The organism is Glutamicibacter arilaitensis Re117 (assembly GCF_000197735.1).
Lineage (GTDB): Bacteria > Actinomycetota > Actinomycetes > Actinomycetales > Micrococcaceae > Glutamicibacter > Glutamicibacter arilaitensis.
This window is the reverse complement of sequence record NC_014550.1, coordinates 1,904,339-1,924,426: the sequence shown is the minus strand read 5'-3', so window position 1 is coordinate 1,924,426 and position 20,088 is coordinate 1,904,339. Positions and strand designations below refer to the sequence as shown.

The following is a 20,088-nucleotide window of genomic DNA, read 5'->3' as shown; positions in this document are numbered from 1 at the left end:
TTTAGTCAGCTAGTGAGGTCTGTTTAGGTGTCTCCATTGGCCCGCACCGCTCCGGTGCCTGCCGCGACCGATCCGTCGCTCATCCGTAACTTCTGCATCATCGCCCATATCGACCACGGTAAGTCGACTCTGGCCGACCGGATGTTGCAACTGACCGGCGTTGTCGCTGCCCGCGACATGAAGGCACAGTACCTCGACCGCATGGATATCGAGCGCGAACGCGGCATCACCATTAAATCCCAGGCAGTTCGCATGCCATGGGGAGCCGAAGACGGCACCCCGTACGCGCTGAACATGATCGATACCCCGGGGCACGTTGACTTCACCTATGAAGTTTCCCGTTCGCTGGCCGCCTGCGAAGGCGCCATTTTGCTGGTCGACGCGGCTCAGGGCATCGAAGCGCAGACCCTGGCAAACCTGTACTTGGCTATCGAGGGCGATCTGACGATCATCCCTGTGCTGAACAAGATCGACCTGCCTAACGCCCAGCCGGAGAAGTACGCAGCTGAGATCGCCAACCTGATCGGTTGCGAACCAGAAGAGGTCTTGAAGGTTTCGGGCAAGACCGGCGAGGGCGTTGAAGAGTTGCTCGATGAAGTCATCAAGCAGCTGCCACCGCCTGTAGGCGATGCGAAGGCCCCGGCCCGTGCGATGATTTTCGACTCCGTGTATGACACCTACCGCGGTGTGGTCACCTATGTTCGTGTTGTCGACGGAAATCTCTCTCCTCGCGAGAAGATCCAGATGATGTCCACCGGCACTACCCACGAACTGCTGGAGATCGGCGTTTCGTCGCCGAACCCTGAGCCAACCAAGGGCCTGGGTGTTGGCGAGGTAGGCTACCTGATCACTGGCGTGAAGGACGTGCGCCAGTCCAAGGTCGGCGATACCGTCACCAATTTCCTCAAGCCAGCTAGCCAGTCCCTGGGTGGCTACGAAGAGGCCAAGCCTATGGTCTTCTCCGGCCTGTACCCGATGGACGGCACTGATTACCCGGTCTTGCGCGACGCACTGGACAAGCTGCAGCTTAACGATGCTGCGCTGACCTATGAACCAGAGACCTCCGTGGCCCTGGGCTTCGGTTTCCGTGTGGGCTTCTTGGGCCTGCTGCACCTGGAAATCACCCGCCAGCGCCTGGAATCTGAATTCAACTTGGACCTGATTTCGACCGCACCGAACGTGGTGTACGAAGTCATGGGCGAAGACAAGCAGATGATTACGGTGACCAACCCCTCGGAATTCCCGGATGGCAAGATCCTGGAAGTTCATGAGCCAATGGTTGCCGCTACCATCCTTGCGCCAAGTGAGTTCATCGGTTCGGTTATGGAGCTGTGCCAGTCCCGCCGCGGCACCATGCGCGGGATGGACTACCTCTCCGAAGACCGTGTTGAAATGCGCTACCACCTTCCTCTGGCCGAGATTGTGTTCGACTTCTTCGATCACCTCAAGTCCAAGACCCGCGGCTACGCGTCGCTGGACTGGAAGGCCGATGGCGAGCAGGTTGCCGATCTGGTCAAGGTCGACATCCTGCTTCAAGGTGAACAGGTCGATGCATTCAGCGCGATTACGCACCGCGACAAGGCCTACAGCTACGGCACCATGATGACCTCGAAGCTGCGCGAGCTGATTCCTCGCCAGCAGTTCGAAGTTCCGATCCAGGCAGCGATCGGTTCGCGCATCATCGCCCGTGAAAACATCCGCGCCATCCGCAAGGACGTTCTTGCCAAGTGCTACGGCGGCGATATCAGCCGTAAGCGCAAGCTGCTCGAGAAGCAGAAGGAAGGCAAGAAGCGCATGAAGATGGTAGGCCGCGTGGAGGTTCCGCAGGAAGCTTTCATTGCCGCACTGTCCACCGCCGAGCCGAAAAAGAAGTAAATGCCTTCAGTTCTGCCTGACGGCGATCCGGCTCCGGCCGATGGTCTGCTCCCTGCCTCATGCGCGCATGAGGCAGCGGGGCGGACCATGTCCTTTTATGTGCATATTCCGTTCTGCACCGTCCGTTGCGGTTATTGCGATTTCAACACGTACACCGCCACGGAGCCGGGCTCCGGCTCCAGCCAAGCAACCTACGCTGCCACTGTCAGCAAGGAAATCAGCTTCGCCCGCGAAGTGATGGACCGTTCGGGCCAGCCGCACCGTGAAATTGAAACCGTCTTCTTTGGCGGGGGTACCCCCACGTTGCTGCCTGCCAGTGATCTGGTTTCGGTGCTCGGGCAGATTCGTGAAGAATTCGGCCTGAAGCCCGGTGCGGAAATCACTACCGAAGCCAACCCTGATTCGGTGACTCGTGAATCCCTGCAGGAATTGGCTGACGGTGGTTTCACTCGCGTCTCCTTCGGCATGCAGTCCGCAGTGCCGCACGTCCTCAAGGTGTTGGAGCGCACCCACGATCCGAAACGGGTTCCGCAAGCAGTAGCATGGGCCCGCGAAGCAGGGTTGGATGTCAGCGTCGATTTGATCTATGGCACTCCGGGGGAGAGCCTGGAAGATTGGCGCACCAGCATCGAAGCCGCGCTGAGCTACGAACCGGACCACATTTCCGCCTACGCGCTGATCATCGAGGAAGGCACCAAGCTTGCCGCGCAGATCCGCCGTGGCCAAGTGCCGAACATTGATGATGACGACCATGCTGAGAAGTACCAGCTGGCTGACGAAATGTTCGCGGCTGCCGGTTTCTCCTGGTATGAAGTCAGCAACTGGTCGAAGAAGCCAGCCAATGCCTGCCAGCACAATATTGCTTATTGGAAGGGCGGGGATTGGTGGGGTGCCGGCCCTGGCGCGCACTCGCACGTTGGCGGTTTGCGCTGGTGGAATGTGAAGCATCCTGCTGCGTACCAGCAGCGCATCGACGCTGGCATCTCGCCTGGGCACGGACGGGAATATCCAGATGCACAGGCCGTCCAGCTTGAACGCACCATGCTGTTGACCCGACTGAGTTCGGGAATGCAGATCAGTGAGTTGGAGGAGACCGGACGCAAGAAGGTTGCCGGTTTGATCGCCGATGAGCTGATTGAACCTAAGGCTGCGTTTGCCGGAACTTTGGTGTTAACGCAACGAGGCCGGCTCTTGGCCGACCTCGTGGTGCGAGAACTTCTCGATTTCTAGAACTGAATAGCCGCTGCTACTTCATTAGACGAAGATTCAGCGGGTAACGGTAAGGGCGTCCCTTGTTGGCCTGAATGGCTGCGAGGGCGCCCGATACTGTCATAAAGACCCATAACGCTACCGCCAGGACTGCGAAGAGCCAGCCGATGAATGGCAGGATCATGAGCACATTGAATATGATGGCAAGAATCGTCAGTGGAAACGTGAAGTTGAACGCTTCCTTGGATTCCTGTGCAGTGAACGGACCGCGGTCGCGGAACACTGCAAAGACGATCGCTGAAGGGACGCAACCCAAGATCGCGCCGAAGTGGGCTATCGTTGCCCACTGGCGATCTTCAGAAGGAGTCAGCGGCAACGCAGAAGTCTTGGAACCTTCGAAGCGTGCGTTCTCCGATGGTTTCGTCTGGCGTGATGTCACTATTATTCCTTGTCTTGCTAAGTGTGGTCTCTCTTATCATAGCGACCACCATCTAGCAGACGAGGCAGATTCACCAACTAATGTCTAACTATTGGTCAATCGTTAGGAAACCGTAATCTTCGGTGGTGAGAAAATCGATCAATTCTTCAATCCTGCCCAGAAGCTGCGGTTCAAGCTGTCCGTAATGCTGCACCGTGGACAGCAATCGCTGCCAGCCGATACCGATGTCTTCTGCCGTAGCATGCGGCCATCCGAAGGCCTTGAGCACCCCGGTCTTCCATTCGGTGCCCTTGGGGATCACCGGCCACGCCTTGATGCCCAGGGTGGATGGCTTGATCGCCTGCCAGACGTCGATGTACGGGTGGCCGAGGATCAGCACGTTCTGCGCCGCCCCAGGAACCTTCATTGCTTCGGCCACGATATGCCATTCCTTGGTGCCTTCGACCAGATGGTCCACCAGGATCCCCAGACGCCGCTGCCCGGAAGGCGCAAAGTCACGGATCGCCCCTGCTAGATCGTCCACGCCGTGCAATGGCTCCACAACGATGCCTTCGACACGCAGGTCATGGCCCCAAACTTTTTCAACCAATTCAGCATCGTGCTTGCCTTCCACCCAGATGCGGCTGGCGCGGGCTTCACGGGCCTTCAGCCCGGATACTGCCCGTGAGCCTGAGGCGGAGACCAGTTTCTTCGGCATGTCGGCCTTGGCTACCGGTTCCACGATTTCCACAGCTTCACCCTCGAGGAAGAAGCCGAACCCTGCTTGGAAGGAGCGTGTCTTGCCGTGGCGGTCTTCGAGCACGATCACCCGCATGCCGCCGGCTTTTTCGGTACGGATGACTTCTCCCACCCATCCGGTGGTGGCGTCTTCAAGAACCATGCCACGCTCAACGGGGACCTGGCGGAGTTTTTTCGGTGCCGGTGCACTGAGATCTTGCGGTCCCCAGGAGTAATTAGTCACGTACTGCCTTTCGCTGTGATCGAATACGCTCGAAATCCAATGCTAGCAACAGCTGAACGTATTAGACTTGGCACTTGACAGGTTAGAGTGCCAAAGCCGGGCACGAGGATTCCAAGGAGGTGCTGTGATGACAGAGCCACGACGTTTAGACGTTCTGCGCGCCATCGTGGAGGACTACGTCCAATCCCGCGAGCCAGTGGGTTCCAAGGCCCTATTGGATCGGCACAACCTCGGGGTCAGCGCAGCCACCATCCGCAATGACATGGCCTTGCTAGAAGAAGAAGGGCTCATTGCAGCCCCGCACACTTCTTCTGGACGCATTCCCACCGAAAAGGGATACCGCCGCTTTGTCGATGAGATCGGCGAGCTGAAGCCGCTTTCGCGCGCTGAACGTGACGCCATCAACAAGATCCTGGACCGCTCCACGGACCTGGATGAGATGCTCAAGAGCACCGTTCGGCTGCTGGCCCGGTTGACCAACCAGGTGGCGATGATACAGGTGCCGCATTACGACACCGCCTCATTGAAGAACTTGGATCTGGTAGGCCTCGGCTCCACCCAGGTGCTGATGGTGATGATCGCCTCCAACGGTACGGTGGATCAGCGCATGATGCCGGTGCAGCGTTCGTACTCGGATAACGAGATGAATGATTTGAAGCAGTGGCTGCTCAATAACTTCGGGGGAGTGCAGCTGGCAGAACTTGCCAACAAGCTCAACCGTACCGAAGTCAGTCCGGCACACCAGGCCGAACCATTGGTGCAGCAGGTCTTCGGCGCGCTGGAGGAAATGGCCCAGGCGGCCAACGCCCAGCGCATCATCATGGCCGGCACCGCCAACCTTGCACGTGTGGAGGGCGACTTCCCGCTGAGCATCACCCCGGTACTTGAAGCACTGGAGGAGCAGGTAGTGCTGCTCAAGCTCTTCTCCGAGCTGGAAGCGGATTCGCGCGGCGTGGCCGTGGCCATCGGCACGGAGAACCACTACGGGCAGCTCTCCGATGCGGCCGTGATTGCCACGACGTACAGCACCGACGTGCGCAACAAGCTCGGCGTGCTGGGCCCCACCCGGATGAACTACCCGACCTCCATGGCCTCGGTGCGGGCAGTGGCACGGTACCTGTCGAAGATTTTGGCTAACTAGCCTCGCTGGGCACTGGCCCGGTATTACCGATTTTCAAGTTTCTTAGGAAAGGACACGGCGAATAACGTGAGCTCGCATTACGAGACCCTAGGCGTTGCCAAGGACGCGACCCCGCAGGAAATCAAGAGTGCCTACCGCAAGTTGGCGCGTAAGCTGCACCCGGATGTAAACCCAAGCGACGATGCTGCAGAGCAGTTCAAGCTGGTCACCCGTGCCTACGAAGTCCTTTCCGACCAGACCAAGCGCCAGAACTACGACACCACGGGCGACGAAAATGGCAATGGCCATCCAGGCTTCGGCGGTGGCGGCCAGGGCTTCGGCGGTTTTGGCGACATCTTCGAGCAGTTCTTTGGCGGCGGCGGAGCCCAGGGCCCGGCCTCGCGTACCCAGCCGGGACGCGATGCGCTGATCACCATCACCATCGACCTGGAAGATGCCGTCAAGGGCACCGTCTACCCGTTGGAAATGGAAACTGCGGTTACCTGCAAGACCTGCAACGGCTCGTGCACCCGTGAGGGCACCAGCCCGGTCACCTGCGACATCTGCCATGGCGCCGGCCAGGTCCAGCGTCCGGTACGTTCCTTCCTGGGCCAGATGATGACCGTGGAAACCTGTGCTGCCTGCGGCGGTTTCGGCACCACCATCCCTGATCCATGCCTGGAGTGCAACGGCGAAGGCCGCGTGCGAGAGCATGTATCCAAGTCGCTGAACGTGCCTGCCGGTGTTGACTCCGGTACCCGTATCCAGCTGCGCGGCCAGGGCGAGGCCGGCCCGGGTGGCGGCCCTAACGGCAACCTGTTCGTCGAGGTCGATGTGCGCCGCCACAAGGTCTTCGAGCGTGCCGGCACCGACCTGCACGCCAAGATGAGCCTGCCGATGACCGCCGCCGCACTGGGTTGCGAGTTGAAGCTGGAAACCTTCGACGGCGAGCAGCGCATCAACGTGGAGCCAGGAGCCCAGGATGGCGATACCGTCACCTTGTCCGAGCTTGGCGTACCACGCCTGCGTGGCGGCAAGCGCGGGGACATCATCGTGCATCTGCAGGTGGAGACCCCAACCAAGCTCGATGCTGCACAGCGCGAGCTGCTCGAGCAGCTGGCTAAGCTGCGTGGCGAGGAAATGGCAGCTGGTCGTGTCGAGCACACCGGCGGCATGTTCTCCCGCCTGCGTGAGAAGCTGAACCAGCGCTAAGCATGAGCAACCATAGCTTCGTCATCGAAGGGCAGCAGGCTCAAGAGGCGGCTCCTGGCGACATCCTCGAACTGGCTGGCGCCGAGGCGCACCACGCGGTCACCGTCAAGCGTGTCACCGCCGGCGAGCATCTGGATCTGCTTGACGGCAAGGGCCTGCGCCTGACCGTGGAGGTCACCGCAACCGCCAAGGACCTTTTGTCAGTGAAGGTTCTGCGACGCACCGAAGAAGCGATCAGCGACCACCCGGTCACACTGGTCCAGGCCCTGTCCAAGGGCGACCGTGACCTGCAGGCCGTGGAATCCGGCGTGGAGCTGGGTGTGCTGGCTGTGCGTCCGTGGCAGGCTGACCGTTCGATCGTGCGCTGGAATGCTGCCAAGGTCGACAAGGCCATGGCCAAATGGCGCGCTCAGGTGCGTTCGGCTCAGAAGCAGTCCCGCCGGGCTTACGAGCCCGAGGTGCTTGCTCCGCTGGGTTCCAAGGAGCTGGCCAAGACGATTGCAGCCGACGTGGCCAACGGGGCACTGGTTCTGGTGCTCCACGAGCAGGCAGAGAATTCCGTAGCCGAGCGGGTTATTTCCTGGCTGCCGAGGGCCCACGCTGGGCAAGAAGTCATCGTGATCGTGGGACCAGAAGGCGGCATCTCCGACACGGAGCTGCAGTCCTTCATTGATGCCGGAGCCCATGCAGCCCTGCTGGGCCAGCATGTGCTGCGCGCTTCAACCGCAGGACCTGCCGCGCTGGTATTGATCAGGCACCTGATCGGCGAAATCTAGGACGCAAAGATCAAAATGCTCCGCAAGAGCTCGAATGCACGTCAGTGCAGAGCTGTTGCGGAGCATTTTCTTTTTACTGCGTCTGGCCGAGAACACAGGTTTGATGCAAATGACGAGGTGCAGATTCAGCAAGGATCTGCTCTGGGGTTCCTGCAAGCCACTGCATTTTCGGGGACTGGCGCTGAGCAAACCGATCGAGCGGTGATCTTCAGCCATCAAGCCTGGCGTGCCATCGGACAGCTAGCTAGGGGCAGTCACGCTCAAGAGGCATCGGAGAATATGACGCATGGCTGTGCTACTCGAGCTTGAAGTTACTGGTGACCTTGCCGACCTGATGTTCAGATTCAGATTCGACGCCCCAGAAAGTCAATAGGTAAGAGCCGGCCTTCAATTCGGTGGTCAGGATGAACGATCCATCTTCCTTGATCTGTCCGGGATTGACCTGCTTCTGGGCGGTAATCACCGAGAGCTTGCCGTCGGCATCCTTACGCTGCAAGGAATAGAAGGTGCCAACATCGAATTGGGTGGTGCGGCCATGAATCCTGATCGATCCCGCGTCTACGGTGGAACCGTACTGCGGATCGATGATCCAGATCGGAGCGATGTACTCGGGATCCCGCTCATATACATCTGCGAGCTGGTAGTCATCGAACACGGTGGCGTTAGGTTGCCCGTCGACCAGGATTCGCACCGTTGGAGCACCATCGCCTGCGAGCAGGCCGGTGCTGGAAGCAGCCGCCGTAGCGGTGAAGACCAGCTGCTGGATGGCGCGTTCGGACAGGCCCTGGTCAAGATGGGCGCTGAAGACCTTGGCGGGAAGATCCAGCGTGATCACGTTGGACTGATTGATGGAGACACCGATTTCATCGGTGGGCTTCAAATGCGTGTAGCGCTTGGGCTTGGTTGGCTCTGCGGAGAGCAGCGTCCAGATTGCATCGCCAATGGGTTCCTGATGGCGTTTGTCCTGCAGGTACTCGCGGTACAAGAACACGCCGGATTCGGTATTTTCCAGCCAGTAGACCGGCAGCTTGGTTGACACCGCGACATCTTCGCCAGCATCAGTTGCATCGGGCAGGTTCAGCGTTTCAGCTGCTGCGCTGGTAGGCATCTCATAGGAGCTCTCGCGATTCGTCAGACCGCAGCCTGCGGCGACGACGAGCGCGGCAGTGATTCCGACAACGCCGATCCGGCGCGAAATCCTCTGCTTGTTCCTTGACTGCAATGCGTACCAATCCGTGGTGATTCTGGCTATTTTGGCCCCAAAGGCTTTAGAACCGCTTTCCAGCTTGCCATATTGAAGGGCCGAACAGGAGAAAAATGGGCCCACTTACTAATCCGTAACCAAATCTATATGTTCGCGACTTGCTCGGATTAGTAGCATTCAATGCTACTTTCAGGTATTTTCGCTTACGCTGAGACCTGAATTATCTCCGGATTGGCCTGCAACTGGATAGAATAGCAAGCAGGACTAATCTCGATCACTTCAAAGCTCGTAAAGGGGCGCCACGCACTGCATGCAGGTTGAACAGAATAACGCGAAAGCAGCGGACGGATCCGCTTCGCTGACCATCAGTTTCGATACAGCTGAGCTCATGATTGCCACGCTAGGTCCCAACGACGAGCTGCTGCGCATTCTCTCCGGCGCATACCCGCAGGTGAGCTTCCGTCCCAATGGCCAGTCACTGGCTCTGGTCGGCGAACCTCAGCAAGTGCGCAAGGCCCAGCGCGTCACCGAAGAAGCCCGTTCGCTGGCCTCCCGCGGTTCGCGCATGAGTGCCGAAACGATCGAGCAGATCATCAAGATGCTCAGTGCCGGTAACCCGGATGCGCCGACCGACGTTCTGGGGTTGAAGATCCTTTCGGGCCGCGGACGTTCCATCCGGCCCAAGACCGTGAACCAGAAGAGCTACGTCGACGCCATCGAGGACTCGACGATTACCTTCGGCATCGGCCCAGCAGGTACCGGCAAGACCTTCCTGGCCATGGCCATGGCTGTGGCCGCCTTGCAGGACAAGCAGGTTAACCGCATCATCTTGACCCGCCCTGCCGTTGAAGCGGGGGAGAAGCTGGGCTTCCTGCCTGGCTCGCTGACCGAGAAGATCGACCCTTACTTGCGTCCGCTCTACGACGCGTTGCACGACATGATCAATCCGGAAACCATTCCGCAGCTGCTGGAAGCCGGAACCATCGAGGTCGCTCCGCTGGCCTACATGCGCGGGCGCACGTTGAACGACGCGTTCGTGATCCTGGATGAAGCGCAGAACACCACCAGCGAACAAATGAAGATGTTCCTGACCCGTCTGGGTTTCGGTTCCAAGATGGTCGTCACCGGCGATGTCACCCAGGTGGACCTGCCGAATAATGCGACCTCGGGGTTGCGCATGGCCAGCGATGTGCTCGAAGGCATCGAGGATATCAGCATCTGCCGCCTGGACTCCTCAGATGTCGTCCGGCACCGGCTGATTGCCGACATTGTCACAGCCTACGATCGTTGGGACGACACCCGACGCAAAGAACACAACCGGGGACGGCGCAGCAAATGAGCATTGAAGTAAATAACGAAACCGACTACGAGGTCGACCTCAAAGACGTCAACGCCTTGGCCGAGTCGGTATTGCAGGCCATGTTCTTGCATCCTGAAACCGAAGTCTCGGTCGTCTTCATCGATGAAGATGCCATGAGCGCACTGCACGTGGAGTGGATGGACCTCGAAGGCCCCACCGACGTGATGAGCTTCCCCATGGACGAGCTGCGTCCAGGGACCGCCGGGGCACCGGGGGAGAACGGCATCCTAGGCGATATCGTGATCTGCCCTTCCATCGCCGAAGCCCAGGCCAAAGCCGGCGGGCACAGCACCCACGATGAAATCCTTCTGCTGACCACGCACGGCCTGCTGCACTTGATGGGATTCGACCACATGGAACCAGCAGAAAAAGAAGAGATGTTTGGTTTGCAGCGACAGCTTCTGGAGTCCTACACCGGCCGCCCAGCGCCGAAGGAAACGGTGGAATAACCCAGTGGAAATAGTTTTGCTGATTCTCGCCCTCGTCTTCATGGCCTTCTCGGCCGTGCTGACCGCAGCAGACTCAGCCTTCTACGCATTATCAAGGCACGCGGCAGAACGCCTGCGTGCTGAGTCCAATTCCAAATCGCTCTCGGCGATCCTGGATGAGACCGAAACCCACGCCCAGTCGGTGAAGTTCTGGCGTATCTGGTTCGAGACCGCGTCCGCCGTGGCCGTGGCCCTGCTGGTCTCGCAGTGGCTGGAGAACGTCTGGCTGATCGGCATGATCTCCACCATTGCCATGGCCGCCCTGGGATTCGTCCTGGTCAGCGTTTCGCCACGCCGCTACGGCCGTTCCAACGCCCAGAAAGTCGTGCAGTCCACCGCCACCCTGGTGCGCTTCCTGCGCCTGATCCTCGGGCCCATCACCACGTGGCTGGCTTCCATTGCCAAGGCGCTCAGCCCCGGCGGTGTGGATGAAGATGGCTACCTGGGCAAGGAACGCCTGCGTGATCTGGTGGACCGCGCTTCGGAAGGCGAGGACCTGGACGAAGAATCCGCGGAACTGATCTCCTCGGTGATCGACCTGGAAGAAACCAGCGTCCGATCCGTGATGGTGCCGCGCACAGACATGGTGGTACTGGATGCAGACCATTCATTCCACAGTGCGATGGACCTGTTCATCGCTTCCGGCTTCTCACGTATCCCGCTGATTGGCGAGGACACCGATGACATCCAGGGCATCATCTATCTCAAGGACCTGATCCGCGAGATCCACGGCCTGCAGCAAGCAGAGAACCTCGCGCAGCTGGCGCGCAAGGTGCGTTTTGTACCTGAATCGAAGTCGGCTGCCGACTTGATGCAGGAACTGCAGCAAGAATCCATCCACTTGGCGATTGTCATCGACGAGTATGGGGGAACTGCGGGCCTAGTGACCTTGGAAGACCTGCTCGAAGAAATCGTCGGCGAAATTGATGACGAGTATGATCGTTCGAGGACCGAATTGATCCAGAACCCTGATGGTTCGCTTTTCGCCGTGGCCGCGGCATCTATCGACGATATCGCCGACCACTTTGACATGCACATCGAGGAAGAGGATGTCGACACCGTCGGCGGACTGCTTTCCAAGGCCTTGGAATCGGTACCGGTGCTCGGTTCCACTGCTGATGTGCACGGCTTGCGCCTTACCGTGGTGGCCCTTGCTGGCCGCCGCAACCGCATCGGAAAAATCCATGTAGAGCATCTGGAAACAGATGCATCCGACCATATTGAGAACGACGAGGATTCCTCACATGAGTGAAAACCACAACCTGCTTGCATCAAGCGGATGGCCTGAGGGCTTCCGTTCGGGCTTCACCTCTTTCGTAGGCCGCCCGAATGCCGGCAAGTCCACCCTGACCAACGCCCTGGTGGGCCAGAAGGTCGCAATCACCTCGGCTAAGCCGCAGACTACCCGCCACACCATTCGCGGCATCGTGCACCGCGAGGACGCCCAGCTGATCCTGGTGGACACCCCCGGACTGCACCGCCCTCGCACCCTGCTGGGCCAGCGCCTGAACGACCTGGTTGCAGACACCCTCTCCGAGGTCGACGCAATCGGCTTCTGCATCCCTGCCAATGAGAAGATCGGCCCGGGTGACCGCTTCATCGCCACCCAGCTGGCACAGCTGCAGCGCAAGCCAATCATCGCCCTGGTCACCAAGGCGGATCTGGTGGATCGCGAACAGCTGGCACAGCAGCTGATCGCCGTAGCCGAAATGGGCACCCAGACCTTCGGCGAGAACGGCTTCTCCGCGATCGTCCCGGTTTCCGCAGTGAAGGAATTCCAGGTTGAAGAAGTGGCCAACGTGCTCGTCGAGCACCTGCCCAAGGGCCCGCCACTGTACCCGGACGGCGAACTGACCGATGAGCCAGAAGCCAAGATGGTTTCCGAGCTGATCCGTGAAGCTGCGCTGGAAGGCGTGCGCGATGAGTTGCCGCACTCCCTGGCAGTAGTTGTTGAAGAGATGGTTCCGCGCGAGGGCCGCAGCGAAAACAACCCGATGATCGATATCCACGTCTCGCTGTTCGTTGAGCGCTCCAGCCAGAAGGCCATCATCATTGGCCGTGGCGGTTCCCGCTTGCGCGAGGTAGGCACCAACGCCCGCAAGGGCATCGAGAAGCTACTTGGCACCAAGGTGTACCTGGACCTGCATGTGAAGGTCGCCAAGGATTGGCAGCGCGACCCGAAGCAGCTTGGCCGCCTCGGCTTCTAGCCCAGCGCACCCAGAAAGCGTCAGCGTAGTGCACGTCCCTCGGAACCCGACCGGTTCCGGGGGACGTTCTGGATAACCGTCTACTTCGCTAAGCGCTTGATGATCTGGTGCGCCACCAGCCGGTCGATCCCGGGCAGCTTGGTCGCTTTGATGACGCTGCGCCGCAACCACAGGGCCATCCGGTTGCGCGGCAGGAAACTGTTGGCTGCCCGCCGGCCCGAAGCCTGGGCGGTGGCGATCTTGGGCCGCATGAGCGCCTCGTACCGGGCCAGGCCAGCTGGCAGTTGCCGCGGCTCGGTAACAGGCCCCAAGGCATCGCCCAACGCGGCGCCGGCGCATACGGCCATCGCCCCGCCTTGCCCGGCCAGCAACGAGACCGCGGCAGCCGCGTCGCCGATCAGCACCACGGGACCGGCACACCATGAATCCATGAGTACCTGGGCGACCGAATCGTCATAGGGTTCCTCGGGGCACAGCTCCAGCAACCGGTCCACGTGCGCGCCGCACCCGGCGAAGACATGGCGCAGACGATCCCTGGTCGTGCCCAGCGGTGTGTCCGTATCTTGGCGGTACACCAAGAACGCGGCCACTTCCTGCGTGCGCAGCCCATAGATACCCGCGGCGAGGTCCACCGTATCGGTCATCACGAACCGATTCTTGAAGCGTCGGTTCAGGTCCGGCTCGTGGACGATGAAGGCCGCGGCCCGCATGCCCAAGTGGTGCAGGTACGCTTCCTCGGGGCCGAAGAACGCAGCGCGGACCGTGGAGTGCATCCCATCGGCGCCCACGAGCAGGTCACCGGTAATCGGTTGGGACCAGCCGGCAAGCTGCACTTTCACCTGCTGTCCGGTCGCCTCCAGCTGTTCAATTTGCACGTCGTAGTGCAGGCTGATCAGCGACGGCTCCACGTCGTCCAGCGCGGCACGAGCCGCAGCTTCCATCTCCGGGCGAAGCAAGGTGAGCACATTGCCCCCGGCAATCTGCGAGAACTTCTCATAATCGAGGCTGGCTGTCGTTGTACCGTGCGCGTCCACATATTCGGCGGCCTGAACCCGGTAGGCGGCCTTAGCGAGGTAGGGGTGCAGTCCGATGCGTTCGGAGGCTTCGACTCCCGGGCCGAAGAAGTCCATCATGTAGCCGTCAGGCCGCGGCGCCTCAGCCCGCTCGAGCACGGTGACCTGCCAACCGGCCAGGCCCAGCTGCCGAGCCGCCACGAGCCCGGCGATCCCCGCGCCGATAATAATGGCCTTCATCACGGACCTCCTGATCGCAGCCGATGCTCCCATTCTTGACCCGCTGGCGGCTCCTGTCCACCATCGCGCGAAGCGTATCTGTCCACAATGTGACATGAATCCGCAACAAGTTTCACCTGGCTCCAAAGCACGGTGTTATGCTCAACTCGTGCATTTCGAGCTTCTACTACTACTCAGCCGCTACGAGGATCCAAAGGACCGTTAGTGGTCTACAGGCCGACCCCTCGTCGCGGAGTAGCTCTTGTCTGGCCCCACAAACTAAGCACTATTTTTGTCTAGGGGACCCACAGAAATGCAGAACATGCAGAAATCTTCGAACATGCCAATCCACAAGTATGTTCCATTCCAGGACCAGATCGAGGTCAATCTGCCCGATCGCACCTGGCCCGACAAGTACATCACCAAGGCTCCGCGCTGGTGTGCCGTCGACCTGCGTGATGGCAACCAGGCGCTGATCGACCCGATGAGCCCCGAGCGCAAGCACAAGATGTTCGACCTGCTGGTCGAAATGGGCTTCAAGGAAATCGAGGTGGGCTTCCCATCCGCCTCGCAGACCGACTTCGACTTCGTCCGTCAGCTGATCGAGCGCGGCATTCCCGATGATGTCACCATCCAGGTGCTCACCCAGTCCCGCGAGCACCTGATCGAGCGCACCTACGAGGCGCTGGAAGGCGCCAAGCAGGCCATCGTCCACCTGTACAACTCCACCTCGATCCTGCAGCGCGAAGTCGTCTTCCGCCAGGATGAGGACGGCATCGTGGACATCGCAGTCCAGGGCGCGCGCTTGTGCAAGAAGTACGAAGAGCAGCTGACCGGCACCAAGATCACCTACGAGTACTCGCCGGAGTCCTACACCGGCACCGAGCTGGCCTTTGCCAAGCGCATCTCCGAGGCCGTGGCCGAGGTGCTGGAGGCGACTCCGGAAAACAAGATGATCCTGAACCTGCCCGCCACCGTGGAAATGGCCACCCCGAACGTGTACGCCGACTCCATCGAGTGGATGCACCGCAACCTGGCCAACCGCGACTCGATCATCCTCTCGCTGCACCCGCACAACGACCGCGGCACCGGTGTGGCCGCCGCCGAGCTGGGCTACCTGGCTGGTGCGGACCGCATCGAAGGCTGCCTGTTCGGCAACGGCGAGCGTACCGGCAACGTGGACCTGGTGACTCTGGGCATGAACATGTTCGGCCAGGGCATCGACCCGCAGATCGACTTCTCCGACATGGACCACATCCGCCGCACCGTCGAGTACTGCAACCAGCTGCCGGTGGCAGAACGCAGCCCGTACGGTGGCGACCTGGTCTTCACCGCCTTCTCCGGCTCGCACCAGGATGCGATCAAGAAGGGCCTGGAAGCGATGGAAGCCAAGGCCAGTGCCGAAGGCAAGGAAGTCGACGACCTGGTCTGGGCTGTTCCGTACCTGCCGATCGATCCGAAGGACATCGGCCGCTCCTACGAGGCCGTGATCCGCGTGAACTCGCAGTCCGGCAAGGGCGGCGTTGCCTACCTGCTGAAGAACGACTACAACTTGGATCTGCCGCGCCGTGCGCAGATCGAGTTCTCCGGGGTCATCCAGCGCAAGACCGACACCGAGGGCGGCGAGATTTCCTCGCAGCACATCTGGGAAGTCTTCCAGGACGAATACCTGCCAGCAGCCGAGGGCTCGGGCCTGGAAACCTGGGGCCACTACGAAATTGCTTCGGCTACTGCGGCTTCGGCAGAGGACGGTTCATTCCAGCTCGATACCAAGCTGATCATCGACGGCGTGGCGCACGAGCGCAGCGCCCAGGGCAATGGTCCGGTTTCCGCACTGGTCAAGCTGCTCAACGATGACGGAGTAGACCTGCGCGTGCTGGACTACACCGAGCACGCCATGTCCGAGGGCGGCAACGCTCGCGCGGCCGCATTCGTCGAGTGTGCTGTGGGCGATCGCATCCTGTGGGGCATCGGCCTGGACACCAACACCAACATCGCGGCGTTGAAGGCAGTGGTTTCGGCCGTCAACCGCGCTATTCGCGACAGCAAGTAAGGCTTCACCGCAAGCCTGCTGCTTGCAAAACGCCACGGCCAGCACACCCTGCTGGCCGTGGCGTTTTGCGTTCTGCCGGAGCAAAGGTGGGAGAATATTATCCGTGTCCAGATCAGGTTTCGCTTCCAAGAGCTACCACACCCGTGGTTTGGTCTTGCGTACCCATAAACTGGGCGAAGCCGACCGGATCATCACGTTGCTCACGCCCCAGGGGATTGTCCGCGCCGTAGCCAAGGGCGTACGCCGCACCTCCTCAAGGATGGGTGCGACGCTTGAACCATTCATGGAAGTCGACGCACTGATGGTCATGGGCCGCAACCTCGACATCGTCTCCCAAGCCCAGTTGCGTAATTCCTATGGGCAGCTGCTGGTCATGGATTACCCCAGCTACACGGTGGCCAATGCGATGTCCGAGATTGCCGAAAAGCTGCTTGAGGCCGAAAGCGATTCCACGCAGCAGCAGTACCAGCTCTTCCACGGTGCGATCGCACTTCTGTCCAAGCAGCGGGTCGATTCCGGTGCCGTACTGGATTCCTATATCCTGCGGGCACTGTCGGTGGCTGGCTGGGCACCATCCTTTACCAGCTGCGTGCGCTGCGGCGCCCCCGGGCCGCATCAGGCGGTGCATGTCCAGCTCGGCGGAGTGGTCTGCACCAACTGCCGTCCCTCGGGCTCACTGTCGCCGCACCCGATCACCATTGGATATTTGCAGGCACTGCTCGAGGGGGACTGGGCCACAGTGGCCGAGGCCGGCCCGCGAGCACGCAAGCAAGCAGCAGATATCGTTGCCAACTACCTTCAGTGGCACCTGGAACGTGCAGTAAATTCACTACGTCTTGTGGAGAGAAATTGAAGAAGCTTCCTAAGATCACCGGCCGTCGCGGCCCCGTCGCACCATTCGCGCATCCGCAGAACCCGCAGATGCCAGTTATTCCCCGCGAGCTGGTACCGGAACACGTCGCTATCGTCATGGATGGCAATGGCCGGTGGGCCAACCAGCGGGGCCTGCCGCGTACAGAGGGCCACCGTGCCGGGGAAGCAGCGCTGCTTGACGTGATGGCAGGAGCGGTAGAACTGGGCGTCAAGTACGTCTCGGTCTATGCTTTCTCCACCGAGAACTGGAAGCGCAGCCCTGAGGAAGTCCGCTTCCTCATGGGCTTCTCCCGTGACGTGCTGCGCCGCCAGCGCGATACCTTGAACTCCTGGGGTGTGCGCATCCGCTGGTCCGGCCGCGAGCCCAAACTCTGGAAGTCGGTCATCAACGAGTTGCGTGCCGCTGAGGAATTGACCCAAGATAACCAGGGCTGCCAGCTGACCATGTGCGTGAACTACGGTGGCCGTGCCGAACTGGGCGATGCCGTCAGTGCCATTGCCAAGGACGTAGCAGCAGGCAAGCTGCGGGCCAGCTCGGTAGGCGAGAAGACCATCGGCAAGTACCTGCACGCACCAGAGCTTCCGGACGTTGACCTGTTCCTGCGCACCAGCGGCGAACAGCGCACCAGCAACTTCCTGCTGTGGCAGTCGGCCTACGCCGAGATGGTGTTCTTAGATGAACTATGGCCAGATGTTGACCGCCGTACTTTGTTCAGGGCCGTAGAAGAATATGCCCGCCGCGATCGCCGCTACGGTGGCGCGGTGGACAAACCGCAGGCCTGAGCAGGTTCAGCGCGTGCTTCCGACCATGCGCAGCCACAGGTGCAGGTCCCGATAGGCGGCCGCACGCGCCGGTTCGGCCGAGGTGAAGACATCGTGCATGGCCCCGGGCACTTCGCAGAGGGTCACGAAACTTCCTAGCTTCAGTGACCTCAGACGAGTTTGCTGGACATCGAGCACCGAATCGCAGTGCTGCATATCGGGGGAGTACGTGGTGCCGATGTGGGTACGGTCCGAGGTCATGACGAAGATCGGCAACTGTAGCTTCAGCCCCTTGGCTACCTGCGCATGGCCGTCGAAAATTGTCTTCAGCCACCCCGCGGTATTGGGGAAGGCGATCCTCGGGCGCCACACCCGGTGCACGTCCCATTGACCGTGCGCCTGGTCGCTCAGCGACATCCAGTAATGGTCGAATTCCGGTCCGGAAAGCTTGCGCCGCGGGTTGGTGCGGGTGATCGCTTCCATCAGCCCATGCATAGGAATGCGCAAGAAAGCCGTTCCCTGGAATTCCAGCCAGGGCGAGTTCAATACCAATGCCTTGATATCGGGTTTGGCCCGAGCTAGCCAGAGGCTGAGCACCAGGCCACCGGTGGAGTGGCCTTGGGCCACTACTGGCAGTCCGGGATGAGCCGCACGCAGGATCTCCATGCTCGCGTTGAGCTCTTCATCGTAGGTGGCAAGATCATCGACGTAGCCCGGCAGTTCATGTTCGGTGCGCAGGCTGCGACCATGGTGACGCAGATCCAGCGCATAGAAATGGTAGCCGTGATGGTGCCAGAATGTGGCCAGCTCAGGATTGTAGAAGTAGTCGCTCCACCCGTGGATGCTCAGCACTACTCCTTGGGCTTTGCGCCCAAGCCTGTTGCGCCAGCCGGTGGGGCGGTAGCGAACCAGCGTGGCAACTGCCGGCCCCTCGGCATCGGTGCCGAAGTCCAAAGTCTGGTGCTGGAAGTCCTTGCCCAGTGGATCTTGAACCCATTCATTTGGCTCGCTGGAGAGTAAAAAGTCTGGCCACGAGTTGGTTCCTAGGAAAATCGGCTCCTTCATATCTTGCATACTACCCATCAGAAGTTGTCTGTTTCGGGTTCTTCACGGGAAAATGATTACATGCGCATATACCCACTGGTCTTCAAGCACGTGTTCACCAAAATGGATCCTGAACAAGCTCATCATTTTGCTTTCAATGCCATCAAGATTGCGCAACGCGCAGGTTTGACCAAGGCAGCTCGCAAGTTCTTTGCTCCGGATCCCAAGCTCCAGCGCACCGTCATGGGCATTAATTTCCCTTCACCCTTTGGCTTGGCTGCAGGTTTCGACAAGGGTGCCACCGGCATCCTCGCCTTGAGCGACATCGGCTTCGGCCACGTGGAGATCGGTACCGTGACCGGCCAGTCGCAGCCGGGCAATCCGCAACCACGGCTCTTCCGCCTCGTTGAAGACCGCGCGGTCATCAACCGCATGGGGTTCAACAACGAGGGCGCTGAACGTGTCTCCGCACGCGTTGCCGGGGCGCGTCAGGAACTAAAGCAGGACTATTCCGGAACACGTCCCGTGATCGGCGTGAACATTGGCAAGACCAAAGTCGTGGAGCTCGAGGACGCTGTGGCGGACTACCTGACCTCGACCCGCCACTTGGCGAACCACGCCGACTACTTGGTGGTCAATGTTTCGAGCCCGAACACTCCAGGGCTTCGACTGCTCCAAAGCGTGGAGACTCTGCGCCCATTGCTTTCTGAGGTCGGCCAGCTTGCCGACAGCGTGGCAGGCCGTCACATCCCGTTGCTGGTGAAGATCGCACCAGATCTGAGCGATGAAGATGTCGCAGACGTGGCCCAACTGGCTATCGAATTGAAGCTGGACGGAATTATTGCCACCAACACAACCATTGGCCGTGAAGGGTTGAAGACCGACTCATCGAAGGTTGAAGAAATCGGAGCAGGAGGACTTTCCGGCGCTCCGCTGAAGCAGCGTTCGCTCGAAGTACTGCGCCAGCTGCGCTCCCTGGTTCCATCCGAGATGGCGCTGATTGCCGTTGGTGGCGTGGAAAACGCCAAGGATGTCAAAGAACGTTTGGACGCTGGTGCTGATTTGGTCCAGGGATACACCGCGTTCCTCTACGAAGGTCCATTCTGGGCTCGTTCCATCAATAAGGAACTGGAACGCCTGATCTAGGAAGCAATGCCTTTAGATCTGGCCCCGAGTACCTAGTGCTCGGGGCCAGATCTATTTAAGCGCTTGGCTCGTGAGCGGTTCAGCCTCCTCACTCGCGCTGCAGTCTGAACAAGATAAGCCGGTGGGG

Annotated in this window: 18 protein-coding genes; 13 read left to right on the top strand and 5 right to left on the bottom strand. The window is 60.2% G+C overall.

Going from position 1 to position 20,088, the window contains the following annotated elements:
• Positions 1–27 precede the first annotated feature (27 nt).
• Both lepA and hemW read left to right on the top strand, forming a co-directional pair.
• Positions 28–1,875 carry a translation elongation factor 4 gene (gene lepA, locus AARI_RS09250; RefSeq protein WP_041648772.1) on the top strand — a complete coding sequence of 616 codons (1,848 nt, stop codon included), beginning with the start codon at positions 28–30 and terminating at the stop codon, positions 1,873–1,875.
• Positions 1,876–3,105: a radical SAM family heme chaperone HemW gene (gene hemW / locus AARI_RS09245; protein WP_013349035.1), complete on the top strand. Its 1,230-nt coding sequence runs from the start codon at positions 1,876–1,878 to the stop codon at positions 3,103–3,105. It abuts the gene before it with no gap.
• A 16-nt stretch (positions 3,106–3,121) separates the two neighbouring features.
• Here hemW and AARI_RS09240 read toward each other — a convergent pair whose 3' ends face one another.
• Both AARI_RS09240 and AARI_RS09235 read right to left on the bottom strand, forming a co-directional pair.
• Positions 3,122–3,523 carry a DUF4870 domain-containing protein gene (locus tag AARI_RS09240; protein WP_013349034.1) on the bottom strand — a complete coding sequence of 134 codons (402 nt, stop codon included), beginning with the start codon at positions 3,521–3,523 and terminating at the stop codon, positions 3,122–3,124.
• Between the two features lie 88 nt (positions 3,524–3,611).
• Complete coding sequence (locus AARI_RS09235; RefSeq protein ID WP_013349033.1) at positions 3,612–4,484, bottom strand: DUF3097 family protein; 873 nt, start codon at positions 4,482–4,484, stop codon at positions 3,612–3,614.
• Between the two features lie 127 nt (positions 4,485–4,611).
• Here AARI_RS09235 and hrcA point away from each other — a divergent pair, with 127 nt between their 5' ends.
• The 3 genes from hrcA to AARI_RS09220 all read left to right on the top strand — a co-directional run bounded on the left by hrcA (position 4,612) and on the right by AARI_RS09220 (position 7,592).
• Positions 4,612–5,625 (top strand): heat-inducible transcriptional repressor HrcA, encoded by a 1,014-nt coding sequence (hrcA, locus tag AARI_RS09230; protein WP_013349032.1) that lies wholly within the window; start codon positions 4,612–4,614, stop codon positions 5,623–5,625.
• A gap of 66 nt (positions 5,626–5,691) precedes the next feature.
• Entirely contained in the window at positions 5,692–6,816 is a 1,125-nt protein-coding gene (gene dnaJ / locus AARI_RS09225; protein ID WP_013349031.1) for a molecular chaperone DnaJ, read from the top strand.
• Positions 6,817–6,818: 2 nt separating this feature from the next.
• A complete protein-coding gene (locus AARI_RS09220) occupies positions 6,819–7,592 on the top strand; it encodes a 16S rRNA (uracil(1498)-N(3))-methyltransferase (protein WP_013349030.1) in 774 nt (257 codons plus the stop codon).
• Positions 7,593–7,887: 295 nt separating this feature from the next.
• On the opposite strand, the gene AARI_RS18625 is transcribed toward AARI_RS09220, so the two are convergent.
• Positions 7,888–8,814 carry a GerMN domain-containing protein gene (locus tag AARI_RS18625; RefSeq protein WP_102597619.1) on the bottom strand — a complete coding sequence of 309 codons (927 nt, stop codon included), beginning with the start codon at positions 8,812–8,814 and terminating at the stop codon, positions 7,888–7,890.
• A 292-nt stretch (positions 8,815–9,106) separates the two neighbouring features.
• Between AARI_RS18625 and AARI_RS09210 the strand changes: the two genes are divergently transcribed.
• Genes AARI_RS09210 through era form a run of 4 tightly spaced genes read left to right on the top strand, consistent with a single transcriptional unit; the run spans position 9,107 to position 12,851 of the window.
• Positions 9,107–10,135, top strand: coding sequence for a PhoH family protein (locus tag AARI_RS09210; protein ID WP_013349028.1), 1,029 nt, complete (start codon positions 9,107–9,109; stop codon positions 10,133–10,135).
• Positions 10,132–10,605: an rRNA maturation RNase YbeY gene (gene ybeY, locus AARI_RS09205; RefSeq protein ID WP_013349027.1), complete on the top strand. Its 474-nt coding sequence runs from the start codon at positions 10,132–10,134 to the stop codon at positions 10,603–10,605. The genes AARI_RS09210 and ybeY overlap by 4 nt, the downstream gene beginning before the upstream one ends.
• Positions 10,606–10,609: 4 nt before the next feature.
• A complete protein-coding gene (locus tag AARI_RS09200; protein ID WP_013349026.1) occupies positions 10,610–11,896 on the top strand; it encodes a hemolysin family protein in 1,287 nt (428 codons plus the stop codon).
• Positions 11,889–12,851, top strand: coding sequence for a GTPase Era (gene era / locus AARI_RS09195; protein ID WP_013349025.1), 963 nt, complete (start codon positions 11,889–11,891; stop codon positions 12,849–12,851). Before AARI_RS09200 ends, era begins: the two co-directional genes overlap by 8 nt.
• A gap of 80 nt (positions 12,852–12,931) precedes the next feature.
• On the opposite strand, the gene AARI_RS09190 is transcribed toward era, so the two are convergent.
• On the bottom strand, positions 12,932–14,104 hold the full coding sequence (locus tag AARI_RS09190; protein WP_013349024.1) for an FAD-dependent oxidoreductase: 1,173 nt from the start codon (positions 14,102–14,104) through the stop codon (positions 12,932–12,934).
• A gap of 292 nt (positions 14,105–14,396) precedes the next feature.
• Here AARI_RS09190 and leuA point away from each other — a divergent pair, with 292 nt between their 5' ends.
• The 3 genes from leuA (at position 14,397) to AARI_RS09175 (ending at position 17,792) form a co-directional block, all read left to right on the top strand.
• Complete coding sequence (leuA, locus tag AARI_RS09185; RefSeq protein ID WP_041648769.1) at positions 14,397–16,136, top strand: 2-isopropylmalate synthase; 1,740 nt, start codon at positions 14,397–14,399, stop codon at positions 16,134–16,136.
• Positions 16,137–16,239: 103 nt separating this feature from the next.
• Entirely contained in the window at positions 16,240–16,989 is a 750-nt protein-coding gene (gene recO, locus AARI_RS09180) for a DNA repair protein RecO (RefSeq protein WP_013349022.1), read from the top strand.
• Complete coding sequence (locus AARI_RS09175) at positions 16,986–17,792, top strand: isoprenyl transferase (protein WP_013349021.1); 807 nt, start codon at positions 16,986–16,988, stop codon at positions 17,790–17,792. The genes recO and AARI_RS09175 overlap by 4 nt, the downstream gene beginning before the upstream one ends.
• A gap of 6 nt (positions 17,793–17,798) precedes the next feature.
• On the opposite strand, the gene AARI_RS09170 is transcribed toward AARI_RS09175, so the two are convergent.
• Positions 17,799–18,836, bottom strand: a complete 1,038-nt coding sequence (locus AARI_RS09170; protein ID WP_013349020.1) for an alpha/beta hydrolase — start codon at positions 18,834–18,836, stop codon at positions 17,799–17,801.
• A 60-nt stretch (positions 18,837–18,896) separates the two neighbouring features.
• Between AARI_RS09170 and AARI_RS09165 the strand changes: the two genes are divergently transcribed.
• The gene (locus AARI_RS09165; RefSeq protein WP_013349019.1) at positions 18,897–19,961 is read left to right on the top strand and encodes a quinone-dependent dihydroorotate dehydrogenase; all 1,065 of its coding nucleotides are present in this window, start codon (positions 18,897–18,899) and stop codon (positions 19,959–19,961) included.
• Positions 19,962–20,088 lie beyond the last annotated feature (127 nt).

Excerpts from the sequence above, each read along its gene's own strand:
- leuA (WP_041648769.1), top strand. The coding sequence starts at position 14,397 with ATGCAGAACATGCAGAAATCTTCGAACATGCCAATCCACAAGTATGTT.
- AARI_RS09220 (WP_013349030.1), top strand. The coding sequence starts at position 6,819 with ATGAGCAACCATAGCTTCGTCATCGAAGGGCAGCAGGCTCAAGAGGCG.
- ybeY (WP_013349027.1), top strand. The coding sequence starts at position 10,132 with ATGAGCATTGAAGTAAATAACGAAACCGACTACGAGGTCGACCTCAAA.
- AARI_RS09170 (WP_013349020.1), bottom strand. The coding sequence starts at position 18,836 with ATGAAGGAGCCGATTTTCCTAGGAACCAACTCGTGGCCAGACTTTTTA.
- era (WP_013349025.1), top strand. The coding sequence starts at position 11,889 with ATGAGTGAAAACCACAACCTGCTTGCATCAAGCGGATGGCCTGAGGGC.
- AARI_RS09190 (WP_013349024.1), bottom strand. The coding sequence starts at position 14,104 with ATGAAGGCCATTATTATCGGCGCGGGGATCGCCGGGCTCGTGGCGGCT.
- hemW (WP_013349035.1), top strand. The coding sequence starts at position 1,876 with ATGCCTTCAGTTCTGCCTGACGGCGATCCGGCTCCGGCCGATGGTCTG.
- AARI_RS09210 (WP_013349028.1), top strand. The coding sequence starts at position 9,107 with ATGCAGGTTGAACAGAATAACGCGAAAGCAGCGGACGGATCCGCTTCG.
- AARI_RS09165 (WP_013349019.1), top strand. The coding sequence starts at position 18,897 with ATGCGCATATACCCACTGGTCTTCAAGCACGTGTTCACCAAAATGGAT.
- hrcA (WP_013349032.1), top strand. The coding sequence starts at position 4,612 with ATGACAGAGCCACGACGTTTAGACGTTCTGCGCGCCATCGTGGAGGAC.